The sequence below is a fragment of the Paenibacillus sp. FSL P2-0089 genome (genome assembly GCF_038595095.1).
In the GTDB taxonomy this organism is placed as follows: domain Bacteria; phylum Bacillota; class Bacilli; order Paenibacillales; family Paenibacillaceae; genus Paenibacillus_AQ; species Paenibacillus_AQ silagei.
This window is the reverse complement of the sequence record NZ_CP152006.1, coordinates 1,238,538-1,255,021: the sequence shown is the minus strand read 5'-3', so window position 1 is coordinate 1,255,021 and position 16,484 is coordinate 1,238,538. Positions and strand designations below refer to the sequence as shown.

At 53.9% G+C, this 16,484-nt stretch carries 14 protein-coding genes and 1 tRNA gene; 7 read left to right on the top strand and 8 right to left on the bottom strand.

Annotated features, from left to right (window positions below; translation table 11 throughout):
* Window positions 1-139: 139 nt before the first annotated feature.
* Both ggt and NST69_RS05280 read right to left on the bottom strand, forming a co-directional pair.
* Window positions 140-1,717: a gamma-glutamyltransferase gene (gene ggt, locus NST69_RS05285; protein ID WP_342548685.1), complete on the bottom strand. Its 1,578-nt coding sequence runs from the start codon at window positions 1,715-1,717 to the stop codon at window positions 140-142.
* 227 nt (window positions 1,718-1,944) lie between these two features.
* A complete protein-coding gene (locus NST69_RS05280) occupies window positions 1,945-2,322 on the bottom strand; it encodes a PH domain-containing protein (RefSeq protein ID WP_036696174.1) in 378 nt (125 codons plus the stop codon).
* Between the two features lie 456 nt (window positions 2,323-2,778).
* Between NST69_RS05280 and abc-f the strand changes: the two genes are divergently transcribed.
* Both abc-f and NST69_RS05270 read left to right on the top strand, forming a co-directional pair.
* Window positions 2,779-4,803: an ABC-F type ribosomal protection protein gene (gene abc-f, locus NST69_RS05275; protein WP_342548684.1), complete on the top strand. Its 2,025-nt coding sequence runs from the start codon at window positions 2,779-2,781 to the stop codon at window positions 4,801-4,803.
* Between the two features lie 45 nt (window positions 4,804-4,848).
* Window positions 4,849-5,322, top strand: a complete 474-nt coding sequence (locus NST69_RS05270) for an ASCH domain-containing protein (RefSeq protein WP_342548683.1) — start codon at window positions 4,849-4,851, stop codon at window positions 5,320-5,322.
* 103 nt (window positions 5,323-5,425) lie between these two features.
* Here NST69_RS05270 and NST69_RS05265 read toward each other — a convergent pair whose 3' ends face one another.
* From NST69_RS05265 to NST69_RS05255, 3 genes are all read right to left on the bottom strand, one after another.
* Window positions 5,426-5,581 (bottom strand): hypothetical protein, encoded by a 156-nt coding sequence (locus tag NST69_RS05265; protein ID WP_155991586.1) that lies wholly within the window; start codon window positions 5,579-5,581, stop codon window positions 5,426-5,428.
* Between the two features lie 202 nt (window positions 5,582-5,783).
* The gene (locus tag NST69_RS05260) at window positions 5,784-6,401 is read right to left on the bottom strand and encodes an NUDIX hydrolase (protein ID WP_342548682.1); all 618 of its coding nucleotides are present in this window, start codon (window positions 6,399-6,401) and stop codon (window positions 5,784-5,786) included.
* Window positions 6,402-6,450: 49 nt separating this feature from the next.
* Window positions 6,451-7,413, bottom strand: a complete 963-nt coding sequence (locus NST69_RS05255; protein ID WP_342548681.1) for an RNA methyltransferase — start codon at window positions 7,411-7,413, stop codon at window positions 6,451-6,453.
* A 305-nt stretch (window positions 7,414-7,718) separates the two neighbouring features.
* Between NST69_RS05255 and NST69_RS05250 the strand changes: the two genes are divergently transcribed.
* Window positions 7,719-9,074: a dipeptidase gene (locus tag NST69_RS05250; RefSeq protein ID WP_342548680.1), complete on the top strand. Its 1,356-nt coding sequence runs from the start codon at window positions 7,719-7,721 to the stop codon at window positions 9,072-9,074.
* Window positions 9,075-10,010: 936 nt separating this feature from the next.
* Here NST69_RS05250 and NST69_RS05245 read toward each other — a convergent pair.
* The 3 genes from NST69_RS05245 to NST69_RS05235 all read right to left on the bottom strand — a co-directional run bounded on the left by NST69_RS05245 (window position 10,011) and on the right by NST69_RS05235 (window position 13,438).
* A tRNA-Gly gene (locus tag NST69_RS05245) sits at window positions 10,011-10,084 on the bottom strand.
* Window positions 10,085-10,166: 82 nt separating this feature from the next.
* Window positions 10,167-12,290 (bottom strand): EAL domain-containing protein, encoded by a 2,124-nt coding sequence (locus NST69_RS05240; RefSeq protein ID WP_342548679.1) that lies wholly within the window; start codon window positions 12,288-12,290, stop codon window positions 10,167-10,169.
* A 188-nt stretch (window positions 12,291-12,478) separates the two neighbouring features.
* A complete protein-coding gene (locus NST69_RS05235; protein ID WP_200869575.1) occupies window positions 12,479-13,438 on the bottom strand; it encodes an aldolase catalytic domain-containing protein in 960 nt (319 codons plus the stop codon).
* A gap of 218 nt (window positions 13,439-13,656) precedes the next feature.
* Here NST69_RS05235 and NST69_RS05230 point away from each other — a divergent pair, with 218 nt between their 5' ends.
* The 4 genes from NST69_RS05230 to NST69_RS05215 all read left to right on the top strand — a co-directional run bounded on the left by NST69_RS05230 (window position 13,657) and on the right by NST69_RS05215 (window position 16,380).
* The gene (locus NST69_RS05230) at window positions 13,657-13,899 is read left to right on the top strand and encodes a FeoA family protein (protein WP_036696155.1); all 243 of its coding nucleotides are present in this window, start codon (window positions 13,657-13,659) and stop codon (window positions 13,897-13,899) included.
* Window positions 13,896-15,908 carry a ferrous iron transport protein B gene (gene feoB / locus NST69_RS05225; RefSeq protein WP_342548678.1) on the top strand — a complete coding sequence of 671 codons (2,013 nt, stop codon included), beginning with the start codon at window positions 13,896-13,898 and terminating at the stop codon, window positions 15,906-15,908. The genes NST69_RS05230 and feoB overlap by 4 nt, the downstream gene beginning before the upstream one ends.
* A gap of 45 nt (window positions 15,909-15,953) precedes the next feature.
* Entirely contained in the window at window positions 15,954-16,136 is a 183-nt protein-coding gene (locus NST69_RS05220) for a FeoB-associated Cys-rich membrane protein (RefSeq protein ID WP_342548677.1), read from the top strand.
* Window positions 16,137-16,248: 112 nt separating this feature from the next.
* Window positions 16,249-16,380: a hypothetical protein gene (locus NST69_RS05215; protein WP_256707444.1), complete on the top strand. Its 132-nt coding sequence runs from the start codon at window positions 16,249-16,251 to the stop codon at window positions 16,378-16,380.
* Window positions 16,381-16,484 lie beyond the last annotated feature (104 nt).

The window sequence follows — 16,484 nt, the reverse complement described above, 5'->3', positions numbered from 1 at the left end:
ATCTCCTTGTCTTCCTATCTCCTTATCCCCTTACCTCCCTATCTCCCACTCTCCCATTCCCCTTACCTCACTATCTCCCATCCCCCTTACCTCACTATCTCCCTATCTCCTTGACCTTCCCGCCAAGAATCCAAATCGCTTACCACCCGATAGCCGCTCCATCAGAGCGGGGGTCCGTCCCCCCGCTGCGGTAGCCGTTACCGTCAATCGAGATGGCGTGGGCGTGACCCATCACCCCGTCATAGCTCTCTGCCTCACGAACCAGATGCCCCGCCTCCGCCAGCTCCGCCCGCACGGCTTCCGCCACCCGGTTCTCGATCCGCAGCTCCTGAGTCGGCTCCCCCCAGGTTCTGCCCCAGACGAAGCGGGGTTCACTCACCGCAGTCTGCGGGTCCATCCCGTAGTGAAGCATGCGCGTGAGCAGCAGGGTCTGCGTCTGTGGTTGTCCTTCACCGCCTTGTGTGCCATAGAGATAAGCCGGCTTCCCGTCCCGGCAGGCCATCGCCGGCATCAGCGTGTGGAAGGTGCGCTTGTGGGGCTCCAGCGTATTGACATGGGCGGGATCAAGCGAGAAGAAGGACCCGCGGTTCTGGAGCAGAATCCCCGTATTCCCGGCCACCACCCCCGACCCGAATTCGAAATACAGACTCTGGATGAACGACACCGCGTTACCCTCTTCATCTACTACCGCCGCATAAGCCGTATCCCTTCCAACTGGTTCGCTGCTGAGAGCAAGCGCCTTACGGGGAGAAATTGCCGCCGCGAGTTGAGCCGCATAGGGCTTACTCAGCAGACGGTCCAGCGGAATGCTGCTGAAAGACGGGTCGGTGAGCACCTGGTCCCGGTCACAGAAGCTCAGTTTCAGCGCCTCCACCAGCAGATGATAGTACTCATAGGAGCCATGCCTGATCTCCGCGAAGTTAGAATGCTCCAGAATATTAAGCGCCATGAGCGCCGTGAAGCCCTGCGAGTTCGGCGGAACCTGATAGACGGTATGCCCATGGTATCCGGTCTGAAGCGGCTCTTCCCAGCTCCCCTGGTGGTCCGCGAAATCATCGCGGGTCAGATACCCGCCGGAAGCCTGCATATAATTACTGATCTCTTCCGCAATGCTCCCTTTATAAAAAGCATCCCGGCCTCCCGCCGCAAGCGCCCGCAGCGTCCCGGCCAGCTGCCGCTGCACAAACCACTCTCCCGCCGCCGGTATCCGGCCGCCGGGAAGATACACCGCCGCCGCTTCAGGCGACAGCGCGGCTCCGGCCAGAACACTGCCGCCATGCTGGTCCGGCGACAGCGGAAAGCCCCCGGCGCTGTAGCCGATAGCCGGCTCCAGCACCTCGGCCAGGGTCAGCCGTCCATACTCCCGCTGGACGGCCTCCCAGCTATCCGCCATTCCGGGCACCGTAATGGCGCTGCGCACACCCCGCCGGGGAATGGCCTCTTCCCCGGCATAGCAGTCCCGGCGGACGGCGTAGCCCGAGCGTCCGCTGCCGTTGTAGGCCCGCACGCGCCCTTCGCTGGCGCTGTACCCCAGCCAAAAGGCGTCGCCGCCGAGCCCGGTCATATGCGGATAGACCACAGCCAGCGCCGCGCTGACTGCAACGGCCGCATCATAGGCGTTGCCGCCTTTGGCCAAAACTTGCGCGCCCGCCGCCGAGGCTAGATAATGCGGGCTGACCACCATCGTTTTCGTTCCGGTCACCGGTCCTCTCCTCATGTTCCGCCTCCGCCTCCCTTCCCTGCCGCTTAAGTTAGTGTCATTTAACAGCAGGACCTGAACCCCTGTCAACGGCTTCCGCAGGACTGTACATTTGCTGCCGCTTATTTTGTGAGCCATGCACAAATTTCAGGATGGAAGCAGGCCCAGGCCCGGCATCCCTTCTATCCGTCTGTTATATGGAGCGCAGCAGGCTACAGCCTTAGTACGCCCTCTGTGCGCCCCCCTCACTTCAGGATATATTGCGACAGCACAGCCTGCACTTCGTAGATATCGACCGATTTGTTGAAGGTTTTCTTCAGCGGCAGCCCCGCGCCCGAGATATACAGGCACAGCTCCGCATCCAGATCGAAATGCCCCGCCGTCTCCACAGAGTAATGAGTGATGCTTTTGTAAGGAACAGAGTGGTATTCGGTTTTCTTGCCGGTCATCCCCTGCTTGTCTACAAGAATCAGCCGCTTGTCTGTAAAAATAAACATGTCCCGGACCAGCTTATAGGCGCGCTCAATCTTTTCATTCGGAGCCAGAATCCGTCCGTATTCCCGCTGCACCTCCCCCAGCTCCACCTGAGTTGCATTGCCGAGCAATCCGTTAAAAATCGCCATAACTCTCCTCTTTTCCCGCAGCCGTTATAAGGTCAACGCCCCTTCGCCACACTCCATACTACTTGCAGTGCCATGCATTTATGTCTCTGCGGGAACAATTCTCCCTTGCTTATTTCGGGATTTTTGGTTACACTAGCTTTAAATTTATCAAAAAGGAGGTGTAGGAGAATGGATCACAATCGGACCAACAGTGTTATCAGCCGGCTGATTAATATTATGGCGGGCATCGTTCATGTAAAATCGGACAACGGGAGAAGTCTGTCCATTTATAAGAACTTAATAACACTACAACATTGTGAAATGCCTTTCTCGCCTACACTTCAACGGATGTCTTAACCCGAAGAATTCTCAGGCCGCAGGGAAATTTCCCTGCGGCCTTTTTATGTGCTTTTGACCGGAGGATTCGGATAACCAGAAGCGGCGAGCAGAGGGCATTCTAATAAAAGGAGCCTAACGATGATTATCTCATGTCAAAATATCCAAAAATACCACGGTGCCCAGCTCGTTCTGAGCGATGTCACCTTCGATATCCGCCAAGGCGAAAAAATCGGCCTGATCGGCCGCAACGGCTGCGGCAAAACCACCCTCTTCCACCTGCTGAGCGGAGAAGAACGTCCGGACCAAGGGCAGCTCTCCATCCGCCGGGGCAGCGTCATCGGCCTGCTTGCCCAGATTCAGGAGGTGAACGAGAGCGACACGGTCTATGCCGTCCTGCAGCGCAGCTTCGCCGAGCAGCTCGGCTGGCAGCGCCGCCTGCGGGAGCTGGAGCAGGAGATGTCTTCCTCCGGCGCGGGCGAAGACGGGCAGGCCTGGAACCGGCTGCTTAAGGAATACGGCACCCTGCAGGAGAAGTTCGAGGCCGCAGGCGGCTATGAGCTGGAAGCCTCGATCCAGCGTGTAGCCTCAGGGCTGGGGATTGGAACGGAGCAGTACGACCGCCGCTTCTCCTCCCTCTCCGGCGGAGAGAAGACCAAGGTAGGGCTGGCCGAGCTGCTGCTGCGCCGTCCCGACATCCTGCTGCTCGATGAGCCGACCAACCATCTGGACATGGAGGCTATCGAGTGGCTGGAGCAGTTCCTCCAGAGCTATGACGGCACAGTGCTGGCGATCTCCCATGACCGTTACTTCCTGGATGCCGTGGTGAAGAAGGTCATCGAGATTGAAGACGGGGAGGCTTTCACCTTCCATACGAACTACAGCGGTTATCAGGTGGAGAAGGAAGCCCGGCTCCTTCAGCAATTCGCTGACTATCAGGAGCAGCAGAAGAAGATCAAGCAGATGCAGGAGAGTATCAAAAGGCTGATTGAATGGGGCAACCGCTCCAATCCGCCGAACCCTTCCTTCCACCGCCGTGCGGCGTCCATGCAGAAGGCGCTGGACCGGATGGTCAAGGTCAAACGCCCGATCCTGGAGCGCAAGTCCATGGATCTGCAGCTCCAGCAGGAGGACCGGACTGGCAACCAGGTCGTCATCCTGGACCGGATCAGCAAGTCTTATGGGGAGCGCAGGCTTTTCTCGGCCGCCAGCGATATTCTGAGATACGGCGAGACCACCGCACTGATCGGCGGCAACGGAGCAGGCAAAAGCACCCTGCTGAAGATTATCCTCGGCCAGGAGTCACTGGACAGCGGGAGCTGTACGCTCGCTTCCCGAGCTGTCGTCGGTTATCTTGCCCAGGAAGCTGTGCCGGAGGAGGGCGGCCACTCCGTGCTGCGGTATTTCCGCGAGGAGGCCGGACTTGAAGAAGGCGAAGCCCGCGGACAGCTGGCCCGCTTCCTTTTCTACGGCAGCGATGTCTTCAAAAGCATCACCAACCTGTCAGGAGGAGAATGGACCCGGCTGCGCTTCGCGATCCTGATGCACAAGAGGCCGAATCTGCTCATTCTGGATGAGCCGACCAACCATCTGGATATTGATTCCCGCGAGGCGCTGGAGGAAGCGCTGGAGGAGTTCCCCGGCACCGTGCTGGCGGTATCCCATGACCGTTATTTCATCAACCGCTGCTTCGGCAAGCTCTGGCATATTGACGGCGGACGCTTCTCCTCCTTCCCGGGCAACTATGAATACTATAAGGAAAAGCAGGCCGAAGCCGCCCAGCGGAAAGAGGCCACACAGCCGGAATCTTCCGGGAACGGCACCGGCAAGCCCCGCTCCTTAAGCGGGCAGGTAGACCGCTCCCCTTCTGCCTCCGCCTCTGCCTCAACAGGTTCGGGTACGGAATCCGCTTCCTCCCGCCGCAAGAATACAGGGGGATCCCCCTCCGGCCCTGCCAGTCCGAACCGCAAGCCGCGTCCGGCGGCTTCGTGGGAGCAGGACATTGCCGCAGCGGAAGCGCAGCTTGCTCTTATCGATGCCGAGATGCTGGACCCGCAGCTGTCGAGCAATGCAGAGAAGCTGGCCGAGCTGCAAGGAATGAGAGATGCTGCGCAGCAGAAGCTCGATGACCTGTATAGCGGCTGGTTGAGCGAAGCGGAGATGTGAATTGTAGACAGACTAAATACTAAATCTAAGGTAGAGGTGACCGTAATGACATTAACCCCGGAAATTGCGAAATATTGGGAGAGTTATCTGGCGAAGCATCCGGAAGCGGCAGACAAATTCGACAGCGCCTGGGCGTTCGGCGACAATCCCCGGCTGGCAGATGAGCTGCTGGATCTGGTTCTTAGAGGAATCAAGACCGGGACCGCGCAAAATTATGAGTTGATTGAAGCGCAAGGGCTGACCATGCCTTTTACAGGCGGGTTATCCATCCTGCTGGACAGCACAGGGCAGCCGCGCGCGATCATCGAAACAACGAAGGTGGAGGTCGTTCCATTCGCTGAGGTAACCGCTGAATTCGCCTACTCCGAAGGGGAGGATGACCGCAGCCTTGAATCCTGGCGCTACGAGCATGAGGTGTTCTTCACCAGGGAGCTGGAGCGTGAGGGTAAGTCCTTCGACCCGGATATGCGGGTGGTCTGCGAGACCTTCCAGCTGGCGCATATCAACAACGAATCGTAAATCAATCCGCATAAAAAGGCTGCTTCTTCACTTCGAAGAGGCAGCCTTCATTGTATATGTGCAGTTAGTAGTAGTGAGACTTAGCTATTGCTGCGGACGGGTCCTAGAAATTCCAGATGCCCATCATCCAGCCGATCAACGAGATCCATAAGGGAATACTGATCAGGACACCCCATACCAGGCCCGTGGCGATATTGCCCTCTGTAGGCCGGGTCATCCCCTCCTGCGCAAGCGGAAGTCTTAGCTCTTCTTGTTCCATGCGATCCCCTCCTAAAATTCTTATCGTCAAAGCAGAGGAAAAAATGTAGACCGCCAGGCCCAAAAAGAGATGTTTTCGATAAATTTTTTAGATATAAAGGCTCAGCGGATCATCACTGTAAAGGCTTACATAAATAATATTAACCAAAAAATGTATTCATAAAACTTATATACACTCTTGGTTATCTATTATATGCAGTGCTTTAGTCCAATATTACTTCTTTTTCGGGATGATGTAAATATTGGAATAGGGTGTGCAGCTGCTCCGCCGTATTGCGCTCTTCAGACAATTCGGGCAATGCATCCTCGGCAAAAAATCCCGCACCGCTCGTCTCCACACCACCCGCCGCCTCCCCGCCGGTAATTCTGCAGAGGATGAACATTTTGTAGACATGGTACGGCTCCGGGGGATGCTGATGGAACTTCTTATCCAGCACAGCAAGCAGACGGACTGCTTCCGCCTGGTAGCCGGATTCCTCGGCAATCTCCTTCACTACTACCTCGCTTGGTGACAGTCCGATATCCGCCCACCCTCCGGGCAGTGCCCATTTTCCGTCGAGCTTCTCGTGTACGAGCAGAATTTTATCCTCCTGAAAAATCACTCCCCGGATATCCACCTTAGGTGTGCTATACCCTCCTTCGCCTGCGAAAGAGAGTCGGATACGCTCCTTGCTCTCATACGTATAATTCGCCAGAATATCCACGCTCAGCTCGCGCAGTGCCTGATAACGCTCAATATCATATACATCCTTGGCATACGTCAGTCCGGTCTGGGCAATCGCTTGAATTTCTTTGGCCCAGGTTAACCATTTCGGTTCCATAAGCACACCGCCTTCACTCGGATTTAATTACGCCCTTAATTCAAGGGGTCTACTTGCACAGCATCAGATGACGGGAGAACGCACCTTTACGCGCCACACAACGGTCTATAATTGTAAAACCGGCCGCAGCAATCATCTCATCCACAGCCTCAATCGCTACAATGACCACTCTGTCCGCAATCCGCCGCGTATGGCTCAGAATCGCAAACTGCTCTTCGGGGGTAATCCGTGAATACAGATTATAAGGCATATCCACGATGGCCGCATCGTAATGCTCCTCTATGTCTGCGATATCTCCGAGCGTAACAACACTCTCGAAGCCGAAATGAGCAATGTTCGTCCGCGCACCGGCTGCAATGAGCGGGTTAATATCACGGCCGACGACATCGATTCCCATCGACAGAGCTTCCACCATTACTGTGCCAATTCCGCAGCAGGGGTCGATCAGCTTCACACCGGGTATGCGCGGAACCGCCATATTGACCGCTGCCCGGGCTACCCGTGTGCTGAGCGCTATGGAGTAGCTGCGGGGCTTGTGCATCTGCCGGAACCAGGTTGCATTGTTCTTATGATAAGGGCCGAAGTACCAGCGTCCGCCGAGCGTTACAATCCCGTACACCAGCTCCGGATGGTTCACATCCGCCTCTCCCTCAATCCGCAGGCCGATTTCCCGCTCAATCACTCTGCGCTCACCGTATTCGATTTTGTGCTCAGGAGCCAGATCATTAGTCTTCACAAAAATAACCTTGAAGCTCTGCCCCTCCACATCTACCTGCTCCGTCTGCTTGTAGATCTCCGGGAGCGTGTCCCCTTCGTACATCACATCAATCCGCTCTTTGATAAAAGGGCTGCGGCTGACATCCGCCTCTACCCCGCTTGCAAATATAGCCGGAGGGATCTCCCGGTCGAACAGGCAGCGCAGCTCCATCCCGCACAATGAGGTCTCATCCGGCGAATGGGCATACGTATAAATATATATCGGTTCAACACTTGCAGGTATGTTCGTTGACACTACAATTTCGCTCCTGTCGCTTCCGCCGCGCTCGGCGGTTCCTTTGCTTAAACTAAGTAAGTCTATCACGGTTACTGCCAGTAATCAACAGCCTGCAAGGAAGTGTTACCTAAGCTACGCAGCTCCAGTCACCCTATGTTGAAGGGCCGGGACAATCCTTTTTTGATCCATGGGGATATCTCCAGTATAATGAATGCATTACACTGCCGAACCTGAGCCGCAGAGACCCTCCGTTATGCCTTTCGCCGCATAATACGGGTAGCTGTGGTATTAAGCAGCGAATTCCAAGGAGGTACATAACCACAATGTCATACGAAACTTACTTTCAGGCTGAGCGCGAAGCCCAGCTCACCGAACTCAAGCAATGGCTGGCTATCCCCAGCATTTCAGCCCTGTCCAGCCATAAGGAAGACATCAATACCGCAGCCGGCTGGCTGGTAGAGACCCTGAAGCGTGCGGGCCTTGAGAATATCGAGCTGCACCCTACAGCCGGTCATCCGGTGATCTATGCAGACTACCTTCACGCTCCCGGCAAGCCGACCATTCTGGTCTACGGCCATTATGATGTACAGCCGGTGGATCCGCTGAACCTGTGGACTACGCCTCCGTTTGAACCGGAGATCCGTGACGGCAAGCTGTATGCGCGGGGAGCTACAGACGACAAGGGCCAGGTATTCATGCATATCAAAGCCATCGAGGCTATCCTCAAGCAAGAGGGCACGCTGCCAGTCAACATCAAGCTCTGCATCGAAGGGGAAGAAGAGATTGGCAGCGTCAACCTGCCGCCATTCCTGGAAGCCAACCAGGACAAGCTTGCGGCAGATGCCGTTCTCGTCTCGGATACCTCCCTGCTGGAACGCGGACGCCCCGCCATCTGCACCGGGCTCCGTGGTCTCTGCTCGATGGAGGTCACAGTGAACACCGCATTGACTGATTTGCACTCCGGCTCCTACGGCGGCGGCGTTCCCAATGCGCTGCATGCGCTGGTCTCGCTGCTCAGCACCCTTCACGATGACAAGGGCCGCGTATCTGTAGAAGGCTTCTACGAAGGTGTGCCTGCCCTGTCCCCGCTGCTGCGCGAAGAATTCGCCAAGCAAGGTGTGGATGAAGACAAAATCCGGACCGCCCTCGGCCTGGAGCAATTGTACGGCGAAGAAGGCTACACCTTCGTGGAACGGGTCGGCGCGCGTCCAACGCTGGAGCTGAACGGCGTATACGGAGGCTTCCAAGGCGAAGGCAGCAAGACAGTAATCCCGAAGGAAGCCCATGCCAAGATTACCTGCCGCCTGGTCGGCGACCAGGACCCGCAGCACATCCTGGATGCCGTTGAAGCCCATCTGAAGGCTAATATCCAGAGCGGCGCCAAGGTTCAGGTGAAGCAGATGGAAAAGGCACGCGCCTTCAACATCGATCCGTCGCACCCGATCCTGCAGACCGCTGCCGATGCTTACGGCAAGGTCTACGGCACCCGCGCCCTCTTCACCAAAGACGGCGGCTCCATCCCGATCATGGAGAGCTTCGCCCGCATCCTGAAGGCGCCGGTCGTCTTGATGGGCTTCGGACTCGATGACGAGAATCTGCATGCGCCGGACGAGCATTTCAACCTGGAGAACTTCGACAAAGGCCTGCTGACCCTTGTCGAGTTCCTGAAGACCGTCTAACGTCCAAGGCAGACGGCTTACCTGTCATCGGGACACATTTATCAGCAAAGGCAGGCCCCCGAAGGATCGGGGGCCTGCCTTTTTCAACAGATGGATTAGCTGTGGCTGGTGTAGCCGGTGTGACTTGTGACACCTGTGCTCATTCTCTCTTACTGCCGACTTTCAGCGAGTTCAGGTGCAATAATGCTCCTCATTTCTGCTTACCGTCAACTTTCGGCGAATTCAGGTGCACTAATGCTCCTCATTTCTGCTTACCGTCAACTTTCGGCGAATTCAGGTGCACTAATGCTCCTCATTTCTGCTTACCGTCAACTTTCGGCGAATTCAGGTGCACTAATGCTCCTCATTTCTGCTTACCGTCAACTTTCGGCGAATTCAGGTGCACTAATGCTCCTCATTTCTGCTTACCGTCAACTTTCGTCTAAGTTTTATATGCTGGAGCGTATGCAGTCTTTGTGCTACTACTCACCTTTGCAATCCAGCCATCTAATTTCTCGTATGGCCACAGCTGGCGGAATCAGTGGGATTTATCCCCTTGATTTTCACGTATAACTGACTTTCAGATGCATCAGTGGGATTTATCCCTCTCATTTTCCCGTTTAGCCAACTTTCAGCCGTATCAGAGGGATTTATCCCTCTCATTTTCACCTATCGCCCAATTCAGGCCGAATTAGAGGGACTTTTACCTTTGAAAGAATCCGCACCCTACTTTCAGCAGATTTAGTAATTGTTCTGCCAGTATGTACTATCCCTTATGTTCTGTCCCTATGTACTCACGTATCTTCTATCACTAGGTACTCCCTCACGTCCTGCCACTACGTCTTCTTCCCTGTACCCTATCCTCCCTGACCAGCATTATCCACACATTCTAGTTCCCTGCAACAACTCCGAAATAACAAAAAAACCCTTGCGGACAAGGATTTCGGAAGTTAAATATGGAGCGGGTGATGGGAATCGAACCCACGCTATCAGCTTGGAAGGCTGAAGTTCTACCATTGAACTACACCCGCAACTCGAATTGAGTACAAGAAACATTGTAGCATCACTACGAATAAATTGCAACCCTATTACATTCAGATAACGGAGGTTAGGTCACGATGGCATTTCCAGCAGAGGCTTCAGGAAGGACTGTTCGAATTCGGCCGCCTTCACCGGCTTGCTGAACAGATACCCCTGGGCCTCATGGCAATGCTGCTGGCGCAGAAAGTGCAGCTGCTCCTTGTTCTCCACACCTTCAGCGGTGACCTTGAGCTTCAAATGGTGCGCCATCGAGGTAATTGTAGAGACAATCGCGGCATTGTTGCTGTCCTCCATGACATCGGATACGAAGGAACGATCAATCTTCAAGCGGTCAATCGGCATATTCTTCAGATAGTGCAGTGAGCTGTAGCCTGTGCCGAAATCATCAATGCTGATGCATACGCCAAGTCTTTTTAGGCGGTTCAACTGGTCGAAGGCGGTCTCCTTGTCCAGAGTCATACTCTCGGTAATCTCCAAATCCACGTAGCAGGGATCTAGACCGATATCCTTCAGGATGGCATCAATTTTGCCGGCCAGATTGGGCTGCAGAAACTGGCGCATCGAGAGGTTAATGGACACGCAAATCGGATGATAGCCGGCATCCTGCCACATTTTATTCTGCATACAGGCCGTCTTAAGCACCCATTCCCCAATGGGGACAATTAACCCGCTCTCTTCAGCGATAGGAATGAAATCCACCGGAGAGACCAAGCCGCGTTTGGGATGGTTCCAGCGCAACAGCGCCTCCATGCCGACAATCTCTTCTGTCTCAAGCAGTACCTGGGGCTGATAGACCAGATAGAACTCCCCCCGTTCCAGCGCCCGGCGCAGATCGTTCTCCAGCTTGAGCCGTTCCTTCGCCTTCATCTGCATAGCCGGAATATAGCGGCGGATCTCCACCCCCTGATCCTTGGCATTGTGCACCGCTGTGTCTGCATTCTGTATCAACTGCTCTGCCGTATCTCCATCCCCGGGGTAGATGCTTACCCCCAGACTCAGCGAGATATGGTATTCGCCCGACTCCAGGCCTACCGGTGTCTCGAACAGGCGCAGCAGCTCACCCGCCCGGACCAGACAATTCTCCAGACCCGTCCGCTCCGTCATCAGAAAAGCAAACTCGTCCGCTCCCATACTAAAGAGCTCTTCATTGACTCTAACCTCATCCCCGATCCGCCGGGCGACCAGCTGCAGCAGCAGATCTCCTGCATAATGGCCAAGAGAGTCATTGATATTCTTGAAATGGTTGATGTTCATAATGACCAGCCCGGCGAAGCCGCGGCTTTTGTCCTGCTCACTCTGGAGCACCACCTCTTCCATGCGCTGCATCAGGCGGCGTCTGTTCGGAAGACCTGTCAGCTCATCGTGGTACGCCAGATAATTAATCCGCGCTTCCGCCTGCTGATTCTCCTGAAATGGCTCCTCAATCGTCAATCTGTAGACCCCGGTCAGCAGAAGATAATAGGCCGCTGCGCTGCTGAGCATCCCGAAGAGATAATCCAATTCTCCGACACTGAACAGATTCATGAAGAAGACCTGAGCCAGTGAGAAAAATACAAGGGAACGGATAATAATCAGCAGAGAGGCTGACTTTTCGCTTTTGCCAGGATAGATAATAATCGCAGCACCAAGCAAATAGACGAACAGTATCGCCATGTTCATCAGGTCTCTTGCCGTTTCTGCCCATGGTTCGTCCGCCAGCCCGGAGACAATCAGGTTGCCGAGACCAAACACAGCCAAAGACAGCAGAATCACCACAAAAGCATTCCGAAACACCTTCCCCTTGACGCCGTTTCCTACAAGCTGGTCTTCTCTGCTGAAAATAAGCATAATCCCCAGTGCACTGGCCAGCCGGGAGAACGTCAGGAGCCATAAGGACTGCTCCGGGCTGATATACGAGATGATTCCGGGAATACCTACAAACCCGAGTACATGCAGGAAATCAAAAATGCTCACCCCCAGGAACAATGCAGAGGTGTACAGCCTAGCCTTAGATAGACTATTGGCGAACAGCAGCCAGCCCTGGGCAAAAATCGCAAAACCGAACGCGACAGTACAGCAGCCCAAAATAAGGTAAAAGGCTATCAGTAAATCCTTGTCCTCGATTCGGCCCAGCGGTGTACGAAAAATCTGGATCAGAAGGAATAGCACAGCCCCCAAAATAGCCGCATGAATCGTCTTTCTCTCTTCTTGTCTCATAAGTCCCTCGCGTCTAAAAATAATATCTATAAAGTCAGATGGATGTGTATGATGTCCTATGTATAAATATCGGCTAGATAGCTCTGTAAAGTTACATTGATCACCTACTAATATTGTAAGGAAGCAGATTCGGCAGAAAAAAAGCACCTGCCTACAAACAGAGGCCAGTGCTTTCTCCTTCCAGACGGTTATTTGTCCCCGAAATTGACCTCGGGTGTTGTCAGTGTGTCATAGAAGTCAACCGCCTTATCTTTATCGGCCGAAGATCGCAGCGCCATTGCCGAGCGGGGATGCTCGTCCAGCGTTCCTGTAATCATATACGGAATGATATAGCCCCACTCTTCCTTCTCCCGCAGAGGGATCATCAGGTTCTCAATGATATCCAGAACAGGCCGGAGCGTATAATTCGTATTCTTCAGATGGGTAACCAGCAGCTCTGTAGGACAGTTGCCTGCGGCGCGGCCCATTCCATAACAGGAAGCATCCAGCAGCTCTACCCCCTTCTCGGCTGCAATCAGCGTATTGGAGAAGGCCAGCTGAAGATTGTTGTGGGTATGCACACCGAGCCGCTTCTCCGGAAGATGTGTCTTGAACTTCTCTACCAGGTAATGAAAGTCATTATGATCCAGGCTGCCGTAAGAATCCACGATATAGACTACATCAACTACGCTCTCACGGATCTGCTCGAAGGCTTCCAGCAGCTCATTCTCCATCACATTGGACAGGGCCATAATATTAATGGTCGTCTCATAGCCCAGGTCATGGAAGGTCTGCACCAGCTGAAGGGCCTTGTCCACATCCTTGCTGTAACAGGCCACACGGATCAGATCGAGCATGCTCTCGCTGCGCGGCAGAATATCATTCTCGTCCACCCGGCCGATATCGACCAGAGCCGACAGCTTCGTATGCCCCTTTTGCGGAATGACCTTGCGCAGGAAGTCATCATTCAAAAAGCGCCAAGGGCCTGCACCCTCTGCCCCTTTGAGCAGCTTCGGCGAGTTCTTATATCCGATTTCCATATAATCAACACCGGCTTCATTCAGTCCGGCATATAATTTCTGAACAAATTCAATACTGAAATCCCAGTTATTTACCAATCCCCCATCACGGATGGTACAATCGACAATTTTACTATGATTAGTCTTCACAATCTGTTCTCCCTTCGGGGTATCTCTTTAGTACTATGCTTATATTATCGTTCAATCATACTTTAATGAAGAAGATATTGTAAAGAAAATTTCAGTAATCTTCATATCGATTTTCGCTAACAGAAACAATGACATTAATCACAGAATAAATGGCAGTAAAATGCTACATTACAAGAAATCATTGAGATTGATTATCAGTCTCTTTCGGAGGGATAACAATGGCTCTAACATCCTGCTCCTTGCTGCGTTTGCAACCAGGCACTACCGGCTCCATTCAAAGAATTGAAGGCATGAATCCAATTTTGCGCCGCCGTCTGGCCGATCTGGGAGTATCTGAGGGTGTAATGATCCGTCTTAAGGGCAAAGGGCCGTTCATGGGTCCGATTACGCTTGAATGTAACGGTCAGCTATTTGCTATCCGGCGGAAGGAAGCATCTATGATAGAGGTGAAAGTATCATGAGCTCCATCGCACTTGTGGGGAACCCCAACACCGGGAAAACCTCGCTGTTCAATACCCTGACTTCCTCCTACGAATACGTAGGGAACTGGGCAGGCGTTACGGTTGAGAAAAAAATCGGCAGTCTGAAGAACGGAGCCGGGAAGCTCATCGATCTGCCTGGAATCTACTCCCTTCACCCCCTCTCCCGTGATGAGGGCGTAGCCGCACAATATCTAATCGAAGAAACCCCTGAAGCACTTATCAATATTGTCGATGCCTCGCAGTTGGAACGAAACCTGCTGCTTACCCTGCAACTGCTGGAGTATGGCAAGCCGACGATCCTCGGACTGAATATGACCGATGTTGCCAAGGCGCGCGGCATTCAGGTGAACCCCGACATTCTTTCGGAACAGCTCGGTATTCCCGTGCTGCCGCTGATTGCCCGGACAGGCAAAGGAACCGGTCAGGTGCTTAGCGTGCTGGAGCAGCCTTCCCATATCCCGCCTGTTACCTTCCAGTTGAATTATGGCGAACTCGCTGAAGAAGCCATAGCCTCCATTGTTACACATTTGCAAAAGATCTCTGGCCTGCCTAATCTCCGCTGGGTTGCTCTCCAACTGCTGGAGCAGAACCCGGTAATCCTGGAACTGCTTAAGAAGCGGACGGATATTTCCGGCTTGCTGCTGATTGCAGATACCGCTCAGACCCGGCTGCAGCGGGAGAAGCTTGCACTCACTCTTCCCCAGTGGATTCGCTCGGTCCGCATGGACTACATCCGCAAGGTGTGCGCTGAAGCGATAGACTCCACCCTGCAAAAACCGCATAATCTGACCGAACGTCTGGATTCCATCCTTACCCACCGTTTTCTCGGACTGCCCCTGTTCATCCTGTTTATGTATGTCATGTTCAAAACTACCTTTGACTGGATTGGCGGGCCGTTGTCAGATCTCTTGGATGGCTTCATCGGCGGTCAGCTCAGCGATTGGACGAATTCGCTGCTGGGGGCCATCGGGGCTTCGGAATTCACGCACGCACTGATCGTTGATGGTCTCATCGGCGGTGTGGGCGGCGTGCTCGTATTTGTTCCACAGATATTCATCCTGTTCCTGATGATCTCCTTCCTGGAGGATTCCGGGTATATGGCCCGTGTCTGCCTGCTGATGGACAGCACGATGGAACGGATGGGACTGAACGGCAAGGCCTTCATTCCGTTCATTATCGGCTTCGGCTGCAACGTACCGGCGATTATGGCGGCCCGAAGTATTGAACAGCCCAAGGACCGGATGCTGACGACACTGCTTATGCCGCTGATGTCCTGTTCTGCCCGGCTTCCAGTCTATCTGCTGTTCGCAGCGGTCTTCTTCCCTGCCCAGCAAGCTGCAGCTGTACTCTCTATGTATGTCATGGGTGTTGTATTTGCCCTGGTTCTGTGTAAGTTCTTCTCCAAGTACCTGTTCAAGAATGAGGCGTCTATCTTCATTATCGAGCTGCCTCCTTACCGGATGCCGCAGCTCAAGACACTGAGCCGCAGCACCTGGGAGAAGGGCAAGGGCTTCCTGCGCAAAGCAGGGACCATTATCCTGGCCGGCTCGGTCCTGATCTGGCTGATGTCCTACGCTGGTCCTGGCGGTCTCAATGTGGACATGGATCACTCCTTCCTGGCCAAATTCGGCGGCTTCATTGCCCCGCTGCTGCAGCCGCTCGGCTTCGGAACATGGCAGGCGGGATCTACTCTGGTGCCCGGTTTCCTCGCTAAAGAGGTTGTGGTCTCTACCATGAACATCATCTACCATGCCCCGGATACAGCGGGACTGGAAGGCCAGATTGCTTCAGTCTTTACACCGCTTAGCTCGATCAGCTTCATGGCCTTTATCCTGCTCTACATTCCTTGCCTGGCCACTGTCGGCGTTATCAAGAAAGAGACTGCGTCCTGGAAATGGACATTCTTCTCCATGGGTTACTCTCTGGTATTGGCCTATGCGGTGTCACTGGTGATCTATCAAGGAGGACGTTTGCTCGGATGGTCGTAGCCCCGCAGCAAGTCCAAGTTATTTTGAGAGGAAGCGATGACGGCAATGATCGTTAATATTGTGATTGTGGCGCTAATATTCGGGTATTCCGGCTGGATGATCTACCGCCATGTACAGAAAGGCAAGCAGGGGGCCTGTGCAGGCTGTGACAAGGGCAAGACCTGTCCCGCAGCAGCGATGGATTCACCTCTGTCCTGCGGCAGTGCTTCACTGGGCAGCAAGCGCTAGGATGCAGTTCTAGCGGATACAGACTTAGTATTCTTTCGTTTAGAAACCTTGGCATGCGGGTATGTTAGTTATAAGCTTTTAACAACCAGACTATTGCCAAGGAGGAATAACCATGAACACCAAGAAGACTTTGTTTACAACGGTAGCCTTGGGAGCCGCCTACTTGCTGAAGAATAAGAATACACGGGATAAGATTATGAATGGCGTCCAATCCCTGACAGCCCAGATGAAGGCCCGTAAATAGGCTGCTATTCCCGCAGTTATGAGAAGCAGGATTCCAAATGAACAAAGAGCCGCAGGTCTCAGGAAACTGAGAATCTGCGGCTCTTTGTGTCTGTTTGGACAATT